Consider the following 18,645-nt stretch of genomic DNA (forward strand, 5'->3'; position numbering starts at 1 on the left):
CTTTAAAAGTTATAAAATGTCAAAAACAGCCTCAGATTTCGGTATTTACGATGCCCTAAAAGTTTTAGGAATAAAGGAGATCAACGAAGGTTCCTCTACAGGTACCAACAATTTTTCATCCGGTGAAACTATAGCGTCATTTTCACCCGTAGACGGTTCCTTGATCGCCAAGGTTAAAACCACTACTAAAGAAGATTATGAACAAGTAATGGGCACCGCAACTGCCGCTTTTAAGGAATGGAGGACCAAACCTGCACCACAAAGAGGTGAAATTGTTAGGCAATTTGGCGATAAACTTCGTGAACTCAAGGAACCGCTAGGGAAATTGGTCTCTTATGAAATGGGTAAAAGCTACCAAGAAGGTTTGGGAGAAGTACAGGAAATGATAGACATCTGCGATTTTGCGGTTGGTCTATCCAGGCAATTGCATGGTTTGACCATGCATTCGGAAAGACCGGGACATAGAATGTATGAACAATATCACCCCCTAGGTGTGGTGGGCATAATATCCGCATTTAATTTTCCAGTAGCCGTTTGGGCCTGGAATACTGCTTTGGCATGGATCTGTGGAGATGTTTGTATTTGGAAACCTTCAGAAAAAACACCCCTGTGCGGCATTGCTTGTCAACATATAGCGGCGACTGTCTTCAAAGAGAATAATTTACCGGAAGGAATTTCATGTTTGATCAACGGGGATTATACCGTAGGTGAATTAATGACCGGTGATGCCCGTATTCCATTGGTATCAGCAACGGGATCTATACGAATGGGCAAAATTGTTGCCCAGGCCGTCGCGGCGCGGTTAGGCAAATCGTTATTGGAGTTAGGTGGCAACAATGCCATTATAGTAACTCCAGATGCCGATATTAAAATGACGGTAATCGGAGCAGTTTTTGGTGCAGTAGGAACAGCGGGGCAACGTTGTACATCTACCAGAAGATTGATTATACATGAATCTATGTATGATAAAGTAAAGAATGCCATAGTCGCTGCCTATAACCAATTAAGAATAGGAAATCCCTTAGATGAAAATAATCATGTGGGGCCATTGATTGATACGGATGCCGTATTACAATATAATAAAGCATTGCAACAAGTGGTCAACGAGGGCGGCAACCTCATTGTAGAAGGTGGAGTATTGGAAGGACAAGGGTATGAAAGCGGTTGCTATGTACGTCCGGCCATAGCAGAGGCAGAAAACCATTTTAAAATTGTGCAGCATGAAACATTTGCTCCAGTTCTATATCTAATAAAATATTCCGGTGATGTGGAAAATGCCATTGCCATACAAAATGGTGTGGTACAGGGACTATCTTCAGCAATAATGACCAATAACCTTCGTGAAGCGGAACAATTTCTTTCCGCTTGGGGAAGTGATTGTGGAATTGCCAATGTAAATATAGGTACTTCAGGTGCTGAAATTGGTGGTGCTTTTGGTGGAGAAAAAGAAACAGGTGGCGGTAGGGAAAGTGGCTCAGATGCATGGAAAGTGTATATGAGAAGACAAACCAATACCATTAATTATACCACGGAACTGCCATTGGCCCAAGGTATAAAGTTCGACCTTTAAAATAGTAGATTAATTCCTTTGAATGTTTTAAGCGGTCTTACCGTTTGCTGGCTCATTGGACCAGCTTCCTTGTAGCAGGGTTTGAAGCCCAAGTAGGAAGAACATGCAGAGGAAATTAAATATATTTCTTATCCTTTTTTTCATTCCACTCCTTCATTTATAGTGCTTTAGAAAGCTAGCATTTTATATTTTATAGTGTTATAAAATCTGTACAACTCACCGTAAAAATTGTATAATTGGATTTTTGCTACCTGAATATTTAGCATAAAAAAATCTTGTCGACATGATAGAAGACAAGATTTTTTAACCAACTAACTCAAAACTTTAAAGGTCATATCAATGCCCAATCTTTGTGGGGAGATATATACCTGAAAACTATATTGCAAAAATGCAATAATTAAAGGTGTATACATTTCAACTTTTCATGTATAAACCCCAAGATTGTACAAATAGTCATCTTTTAAGTATATCTGGAAAATAACCTACAGATTGACTATAAGGCAATTAGCTTTTAAAATTTTAACATTGTTAAGTTTTTTTTAATACATTGTACATCAAACACTAAACACTATATATAATGTCTAAAACAACCACCAATTTATTATTGATGTTGATTACCATTGTAGCCGGTACGTTCCTGTATATTTATTTTTGCAGCGAATGTGGTTCATTTACCAAAGAGCCAGCCAAAACCGTTACGGAAACACCGGCAACTGTGGTAACTCCTAAAGCCACTTCTTTTCCCTTTGCCATTCAGGGAGAAGGTCTCAATTTTTCCTCGAACGATAATTATAACTTCAACCTTTCATCCAATGATTTTGTTCAACCTTTAAGTGCTGAAGTTAACACGGGAATTTCAGAACTAAAATCATATTTGGACGGTAACGAAAATCAAATTCTTAATATCACCGGGTATTATACCAGTGATGAAGAAAACAATACAGCTTTTCCAAATTTAGGACTTGCAAGGGCCAATTCCGTTAAAAATGACTTGGCTTCTAAAGGCGTCTCAACAAGCCAAATCAATACTTTGGGCAAACTTATGGATGATATGGTCGCTAAAGACGGTATATATTATGGTCCGGTTTCATTTGGTCTTGACACTAAATCAGAAACGGCGGATGATGAACTTAAAGCTCTTTATGATGCTATCCAGGCCGATCCCCTTATCCTATATTTCAACACCGCTCAAGCATCAATTACGCTAGATGCGGCACAGCGTCAAAAAATTGCCGATATCTCTAAATATCTTGATAGAGTAAAGGGAGCACAAGTTGACATTGTAGGCCATACCGATAACACCGGAAAAGCCAGCACCAATATGAGATTAGGTTTGGACCGCGCAAATTTTGCCAAAGACTACCTATTAAAAAATGGTATATCTGAAGATAAGATCATAACATCCTCAAAAGGTCAAACTGATCCAATTGCCGATAATGCCACTGAAGAGGGCAGGGACAAAAACAGAAGAACCGTTATTACTTTAAAATAAACATACACTAATCTCCTAAATTAAATTAAAAATGAATTTTGAAACTATGAATATTTGGTGCTGGATCATTCCAGCTTTAGTTGGAATCATCTGTGGTATCCTGGGCTATTTGATCGGCAAAGGTTCAAACAACGAAATTGATAATTCTGCAGAAATCTCAACGCTAAAAGCAAGTAACAGCAAATTACAAGCAGACTTGGATGCGTGCAACAAAAAAGTCATTGCCGCCAGTAAAACAGTAGAACCGTCACCGGTGGCCAAAAGTGCTCCAAGCACCAATTTAGGTGCCACTGCAGCTTCTTTTGCAGCTGGGGCAGCAACAAGTTCCATTGCTTTTGATGCTGCTGCGGCCAAGGCTGTATATGGAAAAACCATTAAACAGGACGATTTAAAAATTGTTGAGGGTATTGGTCCTAAAATTGAAGGCATGTTCAAGGACCATGGTATTAAAACATGGAAAGCACTATCTGAATCTACCGTAGCGGACTGCCAGAAAGTATTGGACACCGGCGGTAAAAGATATAAAATTCATGACCCTGCCTCTTGGCCTATGCAGGCAAAAATGTGTTATGAAGGTAAATGGAAAGAACTTGCCAAATGGCAAGAAGAACATAAACATGGCAAACTGTAACCAATGTTCAATAGCGATAATAAAAAAATCCCGATTCATTGAATCGGGATTTTTTATATCCTATAGTGCACCATTGGCCTCTACCCATTTAAAATGGTATTGGTCTTCCGGAAACTTCATGCGTTCCGCAATTCGTTCCAACCTTGCTGGCAACTTCAATAGATAATCCCTGGCCTTTTCTGCTTCCTCGTTCAAGGAACGCATGCTTTCCAGCTCCCAAAATGCATTTAGCTTAGCCAAAATATCTACATAATCCTGTGCCGTATATACTCCTAAACGTTGGGCACAATTTGAAAAATTCTCAAATGCAGAACCAATGGTACCGCCAGACTCCCTTAAGAAATGGGCGGGCATTACAATTTTTTTCTTCATCATATCGGCAAATGCGATCATCATACCTGATGGGTCTTCACCAAAAATAGTTTTCACAAATTCCCTATAGGCCAAATGATGCCTCATTTCATCACCTGCAATAATAGTACACATTTTTCCTAATAGTGCATTTCCTTTTTTCTTGGCCAATTGACCAACACGTTTGTGCGAAATATTGGTAGCCAATTCCTGAAAAGAAGTATATACAAAGTTCTTATAGGGATCGCGATCGGTTCCAATATCAAAACCATCTGAAATTAAGTGTTGGGTCGTAAGTTCAACCTCTCTCATATTTACCCTACCGGACAGGTATAAATATTTGTTCAATACATCACCATGCCTGTTTTCCTCTGCAGTCCATGCACGTACCCACTTGGCCCAACCATTGGTCTTATAATCACCATGTTGGTCAATACCTACAACATCCATTAACCAAGATTCATAGGTTGGTAAAGCTTCTTCAGTAATTGTATCTGCAACCATGGTCACCCAAAAGTCATATCCCAAATCCTTGGACTCCTCACGCAATTCCTTTACTTCTTGCAAAAACGTATCTTTTTCTGAATTTGGAAGAAAATCCGTTGGCTGCCATATATCTTCAGGTTTTATAAGGAAAGAATCCATAAATCCCTCAACCTTAGGCTCCAATGCCTGCATCACTTCCAATCTTATATTTTTAATCGGCATAGTATCTTTTTTTTCAAAGTTCGTCAATAAAACCCTCTCTTTTAAGGTAAAGTTACAGGTTTTATCAATTCCTACCCATTTCATTGGGATAAAACGTATAAACCGGCTCACTTTGCCAATATTCCTTGGTATCTATATCCATAATGGTCAACGGCCCCTTAAAGGCGGCCCCAGTATCTATGTTCCAAACATTGGCCGCATTTTGTGGTGTAGTCTTACCAATTCTTGTAACTGGGGTATGGCCTATATAAATCTCATTATAGTTCTTAAGCCTTTTTGGATAATGAATATGTTCCTCATCCAATTTACGGTCCAAGGACAGGGCAAGTTCCCATAGGGTACGGTCCCAATAAAATGTTTTTTGGAAATACTCATGCTCAATACCTTTTAAATTGGTAAAACCTGCATGCAGGAACAACCTGTTGTTATTATCCAAATGATAATTGTTTAGCCCTTCATAGAAATTCATATGAATTTCCTTAGCGGTCTCCGTTATCTTGTTATATGAATTAACGGTTGCTTCACCACCGTGCATAAACCAAGTAGGATTGTCTGCGGCACCCCTTAGCCATTCGTAACAAAGCTCGTCATGATTTCCCCGTAAAAATATGCAGTGGTACTGTTCCCTTAACGACAAAAGGAAATTAATGGTTTCTACCGCCTGGCTCCATCCGTCAATATAATCCCCTAAAAATACAAGGGTATCGTTTGTTGTTACAGCGGCCCTATCTAATACCTGCTCTAAACCTTTTAATCCTGAGTGGATATCCCCTACAACCAATGTTCGTTTTGTACTCATTTAGCAAAAATCGCAAATACCGCAATTACAACAATGATAAAAACCACTAAAAAGAAAATTTTCCAGAAAGAATATGGCCTTCTACCACTTAACACACCGGTTTGCCCGTTTATATAAAAACTATACTCCTTACCGTCATATCTATAAGAGCTTATATACACCGGTACCAAAATATGTTTAAAGGTTTCGTTGAACAATTTAATGTCCGCATTGGAAATTCTTTGGGTATCTCCACCTATATCCCTTCTAATCCAGTTATAAGCCCTGTTTTTGGCTTCTTGAAAAGAACGATGATGACCTTCCTTTAATGAAACGGAATATTTTTCAGTTATAAATCCAGATAAATATTTTGAATTGAATGCAACTAATTCCTTTAAATTCCAATGGCCTATTTTTGGTGGAATTTCCCTTTGTTTTTTTTCTGATGCGTTTATAAGAATATCATCTACAAAGCCACTGATATTTCCGGAAACATATGTCCATTTGGTTTTTCTTACCTGCCTTGTCCTTTTACCTTTATTACTGTTATAGGTTTGCGTTTCATAATAATAATCTCCACGCTGCCCTTGATAGGATGCTTTTAAATTGGCATCAAAAGTCCAATAGGGCACATAAAGGCCATGTAACCCTTCTGGATCCAGAGCGGCCCTTTTTAATTTATTGGGGGCAAACCAAAGTTTTGCTACCCAATTCCTGAACACTGCCTGGGCTTTTCTTGCATCTAATTGAAAAGGTACCAGTGCTCCGGGCAATATCCATCCTTCTTTTTCTACATCTTCACGTATTAAAGGTTCACTACAATACACACATTGTAACGATTTGTAATTTTCTTCTACATGTTGATTTGCACCACAATTTTTACAATGTAGCAGTTCAATCGTCTGGGTATATGCATTTTCCCCAACTATCCGTAAATAGTGTTCCAGTTCAAGCTCCTCAAAACTGCTTTTGGATTGTTCTATAAACTCCTCGTACCCACAATAATCACAAGTTAACTGATGCGAACCAGGTTTAAACTTTAACTCTGCCCCACAATTGGCACATGCCTTTTTGTATTCTGACTTTTGAATTTCGTCCATAGTAAATTCCCTTGTGGTTAAAGGGTAGTGACCTACTTATAATCTTGTTTAGGCGGAGGGTAAAGGTGGCGGGGTATTTCCTCCTAAAAATGATTTAAGCTCCTCTATTTCCTTTAATGGTGCCCATTGTTCCATTCCCTGTTTCCAAATAAGAGAATCTCTATTGATACTCCTGCTAGCAAACAATTCCTTTAATTTATCTATAGGTACCGGACCGGATTGCTGCCCACCAACGGCATAAAAATATCCTACGGCAACCGGTATTGGTGGTGGACTTGGCGGTTGGACCTGTTGCCCACCAAAAGGTTGTCCACTAGGTTGCCCCATCATACCGCCCATCTGTTGCGCCAACACAAAACCCATACCCATGCCCATACCCGCACCGGCGGTACCACCTTCATTCTTTGCAGCGAGCTCCATTGCTTTGGCCGCCTTGAACTGAGCCAACTTGCCCATATCCAACTTATCTAACCTACTATATTCAAATATTTCCTTTTTAAGTTCTTCCGGCATGGAAACATTTTCAATATAGAATTTTTCCAATTCTATACCTACCCTATTAAATTCCGGTTGCATGACCTCTTGGCAAGTTTCAGACAATTCACTAGTATTTGCAGCATATAGTTCTATAGGAAGGTTTGCCTCGCCTACGGTATCGGTAAAACGGGTTACGATCAAACTTTTTAAGTGCTCATTGACTTCATAGTTGGTAAAATTACCATCTGTACCTACCACATCGATCACAAATTTTCCTGGGTCATTTATTCTAAAGCTATAGGTACCAAAAGCCCGGATCTCTACCAACCCAAACCTGTCATCGCTTAGCATGAAAGGGTTTTTGGTTCCCCACTTCTCATCAGTAAAAAGTCTTGTATTTACAAAGTATACCTCAGCCTTGAACGGACTATCAAAACCATATTTCCAACCTTTTAGTGTGGTAAGAATAGGCAGGTTTTTAGTGTTCAATGTATAGGTGCCAGGTTTAAACACATCTGCCAATTGCCCCTCATTAATAAATACCGCCACTTGCCCTTCACGAACAATTAATTGTGCGTTATTTTTAATTTCGTTCTGATAGCGCTCAAAACGATGGACTATTGTTTCATTGTTAACATCTAGCCACTCTATTATATCTATAAATTCGTGGCTAAGTTTCTTTTTAATTTCATCGAATATGCTCATGGTCAGCTAATTTTGTTTTGTGCAATTCAAGATATGCATTTCAAGAGCAGAGCCAAAATATCACGGAATAATAATCGTTAATAATGCGGCCCATAGTGGTATTTTAATATTTCATTAAGAATTTTTAGGAAATAGGTATATTTTCTAATTAACTTAGAATTTCTAATTACGGTTTAGATTTATGAAAAAGATATTTTGTATTGGGGAATTATTGATTGATTTTGTTGCCGAAAATCAGGGGAACGATTTATCTAAAGCAAATGAATTCTCCAAAAAAGCAGGGGGAGCACCGGCAAATGTGGCTTGTGCCATCAGTAAATTAGGAGGGGACAGCTTCTTTATAGGCTGTGTAGGAAACGACCCTTTTGGAAAATTTCTGTTAAGGATATTAGAGGATGAAAAGGTAGATATATCCATGGCCCAAGAATCTGACATCTTTACGACCTTGGCCTTTGTTTCATTGGACGAGGATGGTGAAAGGGATTTTGTATTCAGTAGAGGGGCAGACAGGGAATTGGTTTATGACTCCTCCCATAAAACTTATTTTGAACACAACATTGTACATTTTGGAGCCGCTACCGCATTATTGGGCGGCCCTTTAGAAGAAGCATATAGCAGATATTTATTTGACGGCCTTACCAAAAACGCATTTATAAGTTTTGACCCCAATTATAGGGTTGACCTATGGAAAAACAAGGTGGATGTATTCAAACGTAAGTGCAAAACTTTCATAGAAAAATCACAATTATGTAAATTTAGTTTGGAAGAAGCACTATTGCTTTCCGGTAAAGAGAACGTAGAGGAAGCCTGTGAAGTTTTACATGAAATGGGAACGGAAATCATAGTAGTGACCTTAGGAAGTGAAGGGACCTGGTTAAGTACTAAAAAATTTCAAAAAAATATAGCGAGTATTCCTGTAACCCCTAAAGATACTACGGGCGCAGGTGATGCCTTCATTGGCTGCCTATTGTATCAAATAGCCAAATATCCTACTATTGAAGCATTATTGGATAATGAAGAGGTACTTACCAATATGGTAACCAAAGCCAATAAAGCGGGTGCTATTACCACGACCAATTTTGGAGCCATAGAATCTTTGCCAACTATGCAACAACTAGACGCTTAATATGAACCAAGCGGAACTACATCGTTATTTGGTATCCAAAGAACCAAAGATAGATGATGCACAACAGCTCAAAACCTATTTTGACCTGAGGCTGGCAACCAATCTCTCATTAATAAAATCTTTGTTTTTTTCACTTTATAATGAAAAGGAATATGTAGATCAGTTCTATGTACTCATTGATCAGATTGAAACTCTTTACGGTCAACGTTCCTTGGCGTTACAACAACAAGATATTGAACGCTTAAGGGCGGGTAACTGGTATCAGAGCGAACAAATGGTCGGTATGCAACTTTATGTGGACCGTTTTAACAAAAACATTAGCGGTCTAAATGAAAAATTGCCCTATTTCAAAGATTTAGGAATCAATTTTTTACACCTAATGCCTGTAACCAACAGGCCAGCCGGGGAAAATGACGGTGGGTATGCAGTAAACAGCTATCATGAAATAGACCCCAGATATGGCACTAAGGACGAGTTTGTTGCCTTGACCAAAAATGCCCGTAAAAAAGGAATTTTCCTAATGCTGGATTTTGTGGTCAACCATACGAGCGATGAGTTTGAATGGGCCAAAAAAGCAAAAGCGGGCAATGCTAAGTATCAAGGGTATTATTACACATACCCAACACGCCATATACCAGATGAATTTGAAAAAACGCTCCCCGAAATCTTTCCACAGTCCGCACCGGGCAATTTTACCTATAACAAAGAAATGGAAAAATGGGTGATGACCTGTTTTAATCATTACCAATGGGATCTAAACTATAGAAACCCCGAAGTTTTTATAGAAATGTTGGCCAACTTAATGTCCTTGGCCAATTTGGGCGTTGACGTAATCCGTTTTGATGCCTTGGCCTTTCTATGGAAAAAGCTCGGCACCCAATCACAGAACTTACCGGAGGCCCACGCCTTAATCTCCCTTTTTAGAATGTGCCTTCAGGTTATTGCGCCAGGAGTAATACTTTTGGCCGAGGCCATTGTAGCCCCAAGAAACATTCTCAAGTATTTTGGCGAAGGAATGTTAGAGGGCAATGAATGTGAAATTGCCTATAATGCTTCTTTGATGGCGTTACTGTGGAACTCCATTGCAACCAAACAGGCATCTCTCATGCTAAAGAGCTTAACCGAGATACCAACCAAACCCAAAGACGCTACTTGGATAAATTATATTAGGTGCCATGATGATATCGGTCTTGGATATGACGATAATTTTATAGCCTCTATGGGTTGGGACCCAAGGGCACACAAAGAGTTTTTATTAAATTACTATTGTGGTAAATTGGCATGGTCACCGGCCAAAGGATTAATGTTTATGTACAATCCTAAAAATGGAGACGGAAGAATTACCGGTAGTGCCGCATCCCTTTTGGGCCTAGAAACCGCATTGGCACAAAATAACAAAAACATAATCGAATACGCCATTGCCAAAATATTAATGATGCACGGTATCATCTTAACGATTGGCGGCATACCTATGATCTACGCCGGAGATGAAATAGGTACCTTGAACGACTATACTTTTGAGCAAGATGCCGATCATGTAAACGATAACCGTTGGGTGAATAGGCCACTTCAAGATTGGAATACTATTTCCAAATTGAACAAAACACCAGATAGCCCCCCAACAATTATATTTAAAGGATTAAAAAATATGATCCGTATAAGAAAAGATCATACTGTCTTCAAAGACACCAATAACCTTAAAATATATGGATGTCCCAATCCGCATATATTCGTTTACAAACGTACAGAGGGTGAACGCAACATCTATATCCTTTCAAATTTTAACGAGGTAACGGAAAAATTAGATATTGGCTGGCTGCATTCCATTGGCATTCAAACCGGTAAGACGACTATTGATCTTCTAACCGATCATCCTCTTGAGCTTATAAATAACGAGCTGCCCTTAAAACCTTTTCAACAACTGTGGATTAAAAATAGTTAATGGTCGTTAAATAATAACGAATACCTATTCATTAAAAAAATGCATTTGGGTAACCTTACTATTTGTAAATTGTTTGGTAACTATGGTTTTGATGAAGCCATATTAAAACATCAGTATACCACAAATAAAATTCTAACCTATAGACCAAAACGTGGTTTTTATATCATGGAACTTTAATTGTACCTAACCTTCCTAAGTATTCTCAGTGCCTCTTTTATTGAGGTATTTACCTTGGGGTAGGCATGTTTTAAAAGCCCCCTTGCTATTTCCATCTGTTCCTTGGCCTGTTCAAATCCATTTAAATAACAAATAAGATAAGTATCTGCCAAATATTTTAAACTTTTGACCTCCATAGGACTAAATGCAATGTTAGCTTTGGCCTTCTCTATAATTAAATTATTGTTTTTATAAATTTCCCCCAGTTTCTTTTGGTTGTATTTAGGCGGATTAAAAAGCAAATCACTGTTAATTTGATAAATGCCATTTTCATTAAAATTAATTACCACTTTTTCTAATGGATAATATTTTTGTTTGGCCCCTAGTCCCAATTGCACAAATTCTATTGTTGTAAATGAATTTTCATCAATACTGATTTTTACCTCATCTAAATTAGAGTAGAACAATTTCACCTGTTCGTTAATCAATTCAATATCTACCCTATAATAAAAGGTTTCCCCGTTCACTACTTTTTTATTGCCGGCCCAACAAACTACAAATTGCTCTTTAAAAACCTTATAATCACTTTCTAAATCTTTATGCCTATTGTTTAAAAAATCAATTACTCCGTCTAAGGTTAATTTTATATTGTTCTTTGCATGCTGCTCTATGGTAGCGACAGCCTCATTATTTATTTCCTTAAGTTCTATATCATACGCTTTTGGCAAACTTATGCTCCCTTCCCTAAAAAATACAGAACCTGCGTAATATTTCCAGATGGTCTTTCTTAGGGAACATACCTTACCTATGGATTTTATGGTGACCAACCCTACAACCTTGCCGTCAGGCAAATGCGGAAACGGTATATTCTCATATGAGATCAAGGGAGGGTTGTTTAAATATGCATTGACCAGATTTTGGATTTTACTATCATCAAAAAAATCTACCCCAACAATTTTATTGTCCTCATCCTCTACACCTATTACTATAAAGGAATTATTGGAAGGATTGCTATTGGCCAAAGCACAGACATGCTTTAAAAATTTTGCCTTTCCCTCTTTTTCCCCAATGGATATAAAACGCTTTTTATCGTAAAAACTATTCTCGTCGTTATGGGCGAGCAAGTTTTTAACCAGTAGGCGTTTATTAATCATTTGTTATAATGTTTTCAATACCTAAGATTTATTTACAATGGTACTGGATGCCTGTGCCGTGGGCATGACAATTAAATCTGCAATATTTACATGATAGGGTCTTGTTACCACAAAATGGATAATGTCCGCAATATCTTCAGGATTTAGTGGCTGAAAACCTTTATATACATTATCCGCACGATCATCATCTCCCTTAAAGCGCACATTACTGAACTCCGTTTGCACCAAACCAGGGTTTATGGCCCCAACCCTAATTCCAAATGGGTTAAGGTCTATTCTCATGCCTTGGTTTATGGCGTCTACGGCATGTTTGCTTGCACAATAAACATTTCCTTTAGGGTATACTTCCTTTCCGGCGGTGGACCCTATGTTGATAATGTGCCCGGATTTTCTCTGTACCATCTGTGGTATAAGTGCCTTGGAAACATACAATAAGCCTTTTACGTTTATATCCAACATGGCGTCCCAATCTTCTAGATTCCCTTCATGAACGGGGTCTAACCCATGCGCATTTCCCGCATTATTGATAAGAATATCTATTTGGGAAAATTCTTCCGGCAAGCCATCTATTGCCTTGTTAACCATGGTTTTATCCCTTATATCAAAATTTAAGGTATGGATATCAACTTCTTTTTCCAATTCATTTTTAAGTTGGTCCAACCGCTCTTGACGCCTACCGCAGATTACCAAGTTTATTCCATTTTTGGCAAAAAGTACGGCGGTTGCTTTACCTATACCACTGGTAGCTCCCGTTATAAATGCTGTTTTTTTCATCTTCAACTTTTTTATGCGACTTCATGACCTTCGTTGGCTTCAAGTAAGATAAACCAATCTTGTAAATCCATCTCTATGCGTACTGCTTCCATAGCTAATTTTAATCGCTCCGGAGTTGCCGTACCTACCACAGGATGTATTTTAGAAGGGTGTTTAAGTATCCATGCCAATAACAACTGATCTTCAGTAGCATTATATTTCTTGGTAAATTCTTTTAACAATTTACCAATTCTTTGGTTTACAGGGGTATCATTTCTAAAATAAGAACCTAAGGGACTCCATGACATGGCAAGCCTATCATGAACGATACAATCATCTAAAACACCATTGTTCATTGCTTCATTGGAAGTCAATGAATACTCTATCTGATTGGCCTCTACCGGAACCTTCTTTTCAATAAGCTTTATTTGGGACGGTGTAAAATTTGAGACCCCAAATTGTTTGATCTTTCCTTGCTGCTTTAAATGACCAATAGCCTCTGCAATCTCAAACGGATCCATGAGCGGACTTGGCCTGTGCAATAACAATAGGTCCAAAAAATCTGTTCGTAAGAGTTTTAAGGACCTTTCCACAGATGCTATGATATAATCCTTTCCATACTCATAGTGTTTTACCCTATTGGTTCTATCCTTTACATTAAACTGTATACCACACTTGCTGATCAATTGTACATTCTCCCTGGCAATACCGCTTTGTGCAAAGGCTTTACCAAATTGGTCCTCGTTCGTATAATCCCCATAAATATCGGCATGGTCAAAAGAGGTAATTTTATTCTCCATACATTGGTTCATTAAAGAAACCATTTCCGTAATAGAAAGTTGTTTGCCCCAATTACCCCATGTCATGGTACCTGCTATAATTCTAGAATACGTGGTCGTGTTGTTCATAGGTCGATGAATTTAAAAAGAAATCCCTTAAAGGCTTCATAAAAATATAGGGTTTTCGTTATTTTTAACCTATCATTAACAGCTACTGAGTGATTTAATTTTCAATTTGCATGACTGTTAAAATTCAGAAGGCTAATAACCAATTATATAACGATTTAAATGGAAGAAAATACTTCAGTTGACATTAGTGCCGTAAATGAGAAAATTACTCGTGAAAGTGCTTTTATCGATTTATTGATGCTTGAAATGAACAAGGTAATCGTGGGCCAAAAATATATGGTAGAACGGTTATTGATAGGTCTTCTGGGCCAGGGACATATTTTATTGGAAGGTGTACCCGGGCTGGCAAAAACATTAGCAATAAACACCCTCTCCAAAGCCGTTAAAGGAAGTTTTAGCAGAATACAGTTTACCCCAGACCTGCTTCCAGCGGATGTTGTAGGTACTATGATATACAATATGAAAGTGAACGATTTTTCTATTAAGAAAGGTCCCATTTTCGCCAATTTTGTTTTGGCAGATGAAATTAACCGTGCCCCGGCAAAAGTACAGTCCGCCCTTTTGGAGGCCATGCAGGAAAAACAGGTAACCATTGGTGATGAAACGTTTACCTTGGACAAGCCTTTTTTGGTAATGGCTACCCAAAACCCGGTAGAACAGGAAGGTACTTACCCTTTACCTGAAGCACAGGTAGATCGTTTTATGTTGAAAACGGTTATTGATTATCCAAAAATCAATGAGGAGCAACTCATAATGCGCCAAAATTTACTTGGTAATTATGAAGCGGTCAACGCCGTAGTATCCATAGATCAGATTCTTAGTGCCCAAAAAGCAGTTAGAGAAGTATATATGGACGAAAAAATAGAAAAGTATATTCTAGATATCGTATTTGCTACCAGGTATCCAGAAAAATACAACCTTGAAAGTTTAAAACCGTTGATAAGTTTTGGTGCTTCTCCAAGGGGTAGTATAAACTTAGGTGTTGCCGCCAAGTGTTATGCGTTCATTAAAAGAAGAGGCTATGTGGTACCCGAGGATGTAAGGGCCGTTGTACACGATGTATTAAGGCATAGAATTGGTATTACCTATGAAGCGGAAGCAGAAAATATCACTTCTGTAGATATTATCAATAAAATCGTAAACGAGATAGAAGTACCATAACGTTATTCGTTGGCGTTCAGCGTACAATTGGCGTATGTAAACCCAATTGCATTTATTTTATGCTGACAATTTTAGAAATAACGGCTGTTTCAATAACAAAATGGATACCAAAGAACTACTCAAAAAAGTACGAAAGATAGAGATAAAGACCAGGCGTCTTTCCGACCATATATTTGGTGGGGAATACCACTCTACCTTTAAAGGTAGGGGCATGACGTTTAGTGAAGTACGCCAGTACCAATTTGGGGATGATGTCAGAAATATAGATTGGAACGTAACGGCCCGGTACAATGAACCGTTCATAAAGGTGTTTGAGGAAGAACGGGAACTGACCATGATGCTTCTTGTAGATATAAGCGGTTCTGAACTGTTCGGTACCACCAACCAGTTCAAAAATGAGATCATAACTGAAATTACGGCAACATTGGCATTCAGTGCATTACAAAACAACGATAAGGTAGGTTTGATCCTGTTCTCTGACCAAGTTGAACTGTTCATACCTCCAAAAAAAGGAAAGACCCATGCACTACGCATAATTAGGGAACTGTTGGAATTTAAACCAAAAAGTAACAAAACGGATATTGGCCAGGCACTAAAATTTTTGAGCAGTGTCATGAAAAAAAAGGCCATTGTCTTCGTCCTTTCTGATTTTATTGGCGATGATTACGAAAAAACATTAAAAATTACCGGAAACAAGCACGACGTTACCGGAATAAGGATTTATGATGAAAGGGAGCAGACTATTCCTAATTTGGGAATGGTTCAACTAGAAGATGTAGAAACAGGTAAATTACAATTGGTTAATACACAGTCTAAAAAAGTACGTAATGCGTACGCCCAATTCAACAAGGAACGTGTTGCCTACTTCAAAGAGGCTTTTACAAAGGCCGGTTGTGGCACATTGGACTGTAGGGTAGATGAAAGTTATGTAAAGAAATTATTGGGCTATTTTAAAAGAAGAGGTTGATTCGAATGATTAATGATAAGTACTTACTTAAAATAAGCTTTTCGTTCTATAAACGATATGTGCCGGTATTAGTTTTTTTAAGCTGTTTACTTCAGCTGTCCGCACAGGAAAAACCAATTTTACAAACTTCAGTAGATACGACTTCCATAAAAATTGGCGAGCAGGTTCAATGGACCGTTACCGTTGAGGTGGATACCACTGCACAAGTCATTTTTCCTGAAGGACAAACATTTTCACCACTAGAGACCGTTGAGGCATTTGCTACCGATACTACTAGAAAAAAAGACCGCCTGACCTTGCAAAAAATTTATGCCCTTACCCAGTTTGATTCCGGTGCATATAAATTGCCTTCACAACGAATTGAAATTAATGGTACCGGCTATATGACGGATTCAATGTTGATCAATGTTGCAACTGTGCCCGTAGACACCTTAAATCAAAAAATGTACGACATTAAACCCATTATTAATGTCGAAAAGAGCAATACGGAAATTTTAAAATTTATACTTTACGGTATACTGATTTTACTTCTTTTGGGCGGTATGTTTTATTGGTTCGTTCTTAGAAAAAAACCATTGACAGAGGAAGAAAAAGTAGCGCTTTTGCCCCCATATGATAGAGCTATTTTGGAACTTAAGCGATTGGAGAATTCCAAATACTTAATACAGGATGAATACAAGGAATATTACTCTGAACTAACGACTATAGTACGTTCTTATTTAGAAGAAGATGTCCATGTTACGGCACTGGAAAGTACAACTGGCCAACTGATTGAAAAACTGGAACTTTTAAAGGATGCCGGTGAGCTAAATTTGGATGACGATACCATAAAACAGTTTCAACAGATATTGCAAACGGCAGATTTGGTGAAATTTGCAAGAAACAAACCATCTACCCAAGTAGCGGAACAAGATCGCAAATTAGTAGAGCAAATTGTGGAGAAAACACATGAAGCCCTACCTGAACCTACTGAAGAGGAATTACTGGAGCAAGCGGAATACCAAGAAGAGCTGGAAAGAAAACAGAAAAAGAAAAAAATCATCCTTGGTATTGCATCGCTAGTGGCATTATTACTCGTTGCTACTACAATTGCCGGTATAAAGTTTGGATTTGGATATGTAAAGGATACCGTTCTTGGACATCCTACCATGGAATTGCTTGAAGGGGATTGGGTACGTAGTTCATATGGTTTTCCACCTATTGAACTGGAAACGCCTGAAGTAATGGTCAGGCAAGAGGTAAAATTACCGCCAGAAGCCAAAGCTGCCATAGCGGACATACAAGCTTTTACCTACTCAAGCCAAATTGGTCTGTTTAGTGTTGCCGCTACTTCCATTACATTGAACGATCCCAATGCAGAGCCCGATTTTGATAAGACCATTGAGCAGATTTTATCCAATTTTGAGGCCCAAGGGGCAAAAAACATTATTACCAAACAAGAAGAATTCTCTACGATAAGTGGTGTCACGGGTGTTAAGGTTTTTGGTAGCGGCAAATTTTCTACGCCAAAAGTAACCGAATCGCTAGACGGCAAATACACTGTTTTATTATTTGGCGGCAAGGGTTTTCAACAGTATGTAATCTTAACTTGGTTAGAAGATGATGATTACGCACAAGAAATAGTTGACCGAATTTTAGCATCGGTAGAAGTTAAAACAGAAGTATAAATGTTAGAAAATATATCTTTTGCAAATCCAGGATTCTTTTGGCTGTTTCTACTACTGCCATTAGCCATTGCATGGTATATCTTTAAGCAAAAAGAACAGACTGCGTCTCTTCGTATATCAAGTTTAAAAGGGTTCGATCAAATTAGCTTATTGCCAAAACTTAAACCCTTGTTGTTCTTCTTGCGTCTTATGGCTTTGAGTGCTATTATCGTAGCAATGGCAAGACCCCAGACAGAAGACATATCAACACGTACCAAAACGACCAAGGGTATAGATATCGTTATGGCAATAGATGTGTCTTCAAGTATGTTGGCCCGTGATCTTAAGCCAAACAGATTATCAGCTTTAAAAGAAGTAGCCGCAGATTTTATAAAGAAAAGACCAAATGACCGTATAGGACTGGTAGCCTATGCTGGTGAAGGATATACCAAGACGCCAATTACTACGGATAAAGCTATTGTCATCAATGCACTTTCAGAAATTAGTTATGGTCAATTGGAAGATGGTACGGCTATTGGTATGGGACTGGCAACTTCTGTCAATAGACTAAAGGAAAGCAAGGCAAAGAGTAAAATAATCATTTTACTTACGGACGGTGTAAACAACTCTGGGTTCATAGAACCACAGACCGCAGCGGATTTGGCCATTGAATTCGGAATTAAGACGTATACAATTGGCCTTGGCACCAATGGCAATGCATTGTCCCCGGTATCCTATAACGCAGACGGTTCGTTTAGATACGGTATGAGACAAGTAGAAATAGATGAAGCTCTTTTAAAGGAAATTGCACAGGCCACAGGCGGAAGATATTTTAGGGCTACGGATAATGAGTCTCTAGAAGAAATCTATGATGAGATCAACAAATTGGAAAAAACAGAAGTTGAAGAATTCAAATATTACCGTTATGAAGAGAAATTTAGACCTTGGATCTTAATTGCGGGGGCGCTTCTATTATTTGAATGGATTTTAAGGAACACTCTTTTTAGAAGTTTTGTATAA

At 38.3% G+C, this 18,645-nt stretch carries 16 protein-coding genes; 9 read left to right on the forward strand and 7 right to left on the reverse strand.

Annotated features, from left to right (window positions below):
• Positions 1–16 precede the first annotated feature (16 nt).
• From JM81_RS10640 to JM81_RS10650, 3 genes are all read left to right on the forward strand, one after another.
• Complete coding sequence (locus tag JM81_RS10640) at positions 17–1,570, forward strand: aldehyde dehydrogenase family protein (protein WP_144803202.1); 1,554 nt, start codon at positions 17–19, stop codon at positions 1,568–1,570.
• Positions 1,571–2,147: 577 nt separating this feature from the next.
• Positions 2,148–3,062 (forward strand): OmpA family protein, encoded by a 915-nt coding sequence (locus JM81_RS10645; RefSeq protein WP_144803204.1) that lies wholly within the window; start codon positions 2,148–2,150, stop codon positions 3,060–3,062.
• Positions 3,063–3,093: 31 nt separating this feature from the next.
• Positions 3,094–3,693 carry a hypothetical protein gene (locus JM81_RS10650; protein WP_089261002.1) on the forward strand — a complete coding sequence of 200 codons (600 nt, stop codon included), beginning with the start codon at positions 3,094–3,096 and terminating at the stop codon, positions 3,691–3,693.
• Positions 3,694–3,753: 60 nt separating this feature from the next.
• Here the strand turns inward: JM81_RS10650 and JM81_RS10655 are convergent, their stop codons facing one another.
• The 4 genes from JM81_RS10655 to JM81_RS10670 form a co-directional block, all read right to left on the reverse strand.
• Positions 3,754–4,752 (reverse strand): acyl-ACP desaturase, encoded by a 999-nt coding sequence (locus JM81_RS10655; RefSeq protein WP_089261266.1) that lies wholly within the window; start codon positions 4,750–4,752, stop codon positions 3,754–3,756.
• Between the two features lie 64 nt (positions 4,753–4,816).
• The gene (locus JM81_RS10660; protein WP_144803207.1) at positions 4,817–5,551 is read right to left on the reverse strand and encodes a metallophosphoesterase family protein; all 735 of its coding nucleotides are present in this window, start codon (positions 5,549–5,551) and stop codon (positions 4,817–4,819) included.
• A complete protein-coding gene (locus tag JM81_RS10665; RefSeq protein ID WP_144803210.1) occupies positions 5,548–6,630 on the reverse strand; it encodes a DNA helicase PriA in 1,083 nt (360 codons plus the stop codon). Before JM81_RS10665 ends, JM81_RS10660 begins: the two co-directional genes overlap by 4 nt.
• 48 nt (positions 6,631–6,678) lie before the next feature.
• A complete protein-coding gene (locus tag JM81_RS10670; RefSeq protein ID WP_144803213.1) occupies positions 6,679–7,812 on the reverse strand; it encodes an SPFH domain-containing protein in 1,134 nt (377 codons plus the stop codon).
• A 181-nt stretch (positions 7,813–7,993) separates the two neighbouring features.
• On the opposite strand from JM81_RS10670, the gene JM81_RS10675 reads away from it, so the two are divergent.
• Complete coding sequence (locus JM81_RS10675) at positions 7,994–8,938, forward strand: carbohydrate kinase family protein (RefSeq protein ID WP_144803216.1); 945 nt, start codon at positions 7,994–7,996, stop codon at positions 8,936–8,938.
• A gap of 1 nt (position 8,939) precedes the next feature.
• Positions 8,940–10,880, forward strand: a complete 1,941-nt coding sequence (locus JM81_RS10680) for an alpha-amylase family protein (RefSeq protein ID WP_144803219.1) — start codon at positions 8,940–8,942, stop codon at positions 10,878–10,880.
• Positions 10,881–11,053: 173 nt separating this feature from the next.
• Here the strand turns inward: JM81_RS10680 and JM81_RS10685 are convergent, their stop codons facing one another.
• From JM81_RS10685 to JM81_RS10695, 3 genes are read right to left on the reverse strand one after another with little or no spacing between them, the layout of a single operon-like run.
• Complete coding sequence (locus JM81_RS10685) at positions 11,054–12,190, reverse strand: ATP-binding protein (RefSeq protein ID WP_144803222.1); 1,137 nt, start codon at positions 12,188–12,190, stop codon at positions 11,054–11,056.
• 21 nt (positions 12,191–12,211) lie between these two features.
• Positions 12,212–12,964: an SDR family NAD(P)-dependent oxidoreductase gene (locus JM81_RS10690; RefSeq protein ID WP_144803224.1), complete on the reverse strand. Its 753-nt coding sequence runs from the start codon at positions 12,962–12,964 to the stop codon at positions 12,212–12,214.
• Positions 12,965–12,975: 11 nt separating this feature from the next.
• Positions 12,976–13,851 (reverse strand): aldo/keto reductase family oxidoreductase, encoded by an 876-nt coding sequence (locus JM81_RS10695; protein ID WP_144803227.1) that lies wholly within the window; start codon positions 13,849–13,851, stop codon positions 12,976–12,978.
• A 159-nt stretch (positions 13,852–14,010) separates the two neighbouring features.
• On the opposite strand from JM81_RS10695, the gene JM81_RS10700 reads away from it, so the two are divergent.
• From JM81_RS10700 to JM81_RS10715, 4 genes are all read left to right on the forward strand, one after another.
• A complete protein-coding gene (locus tag JM81_RS10700) occupies positions 14,011–15,012 on the forward strand; it encodes an AAA family ATPase (protein WP_089261011.1) in 1,002 nt (333 codons plus the stop codon).
• Positions 15,013–15,112: 100 nt separating this feature from the next.
• Positions 15,113–15,979 (forward strand): DUF58 domain-containing protein, encoded by an 867-nt coding sequence (locus JM81_RS10705; RefSeq protein WP_144803230.1) that lies wholly within the window; start codon positions 15,113–15,115, stop codon positions 15,977–15,979.
• 5 nt (positions 15,980–15,984) lie between these two features.
• Positions 15,985–17,646, forward strand: a complete 1,662-nt coding sequence (locus JM81_RS10710; RefSeq protein WP_144803233.1) for a hypothetical protein — start codon at positions 15,985–15,987, stop codon at positions 17,644–17,646.
• Complete coding sequence (locus tag JM81_RS10715; protein ID WP_144803236.1) at positions 17,647–18,645, forward strand: vWA domain-containing protein; 999 nt, start codon at positions 17,647–17,649, stop codon at positions 18,643–18,645.

The sequence above is a fragment of the Maribacter sp. MAR_2009_72 genome, from assembly GCF_007827235.1.
Lineage (GTDB): Bacteria > Bacteroidota > Bacteroidia > Flavobacteriales > Flavobacteriaceae > Maribacter > Maribacter sedimenticola.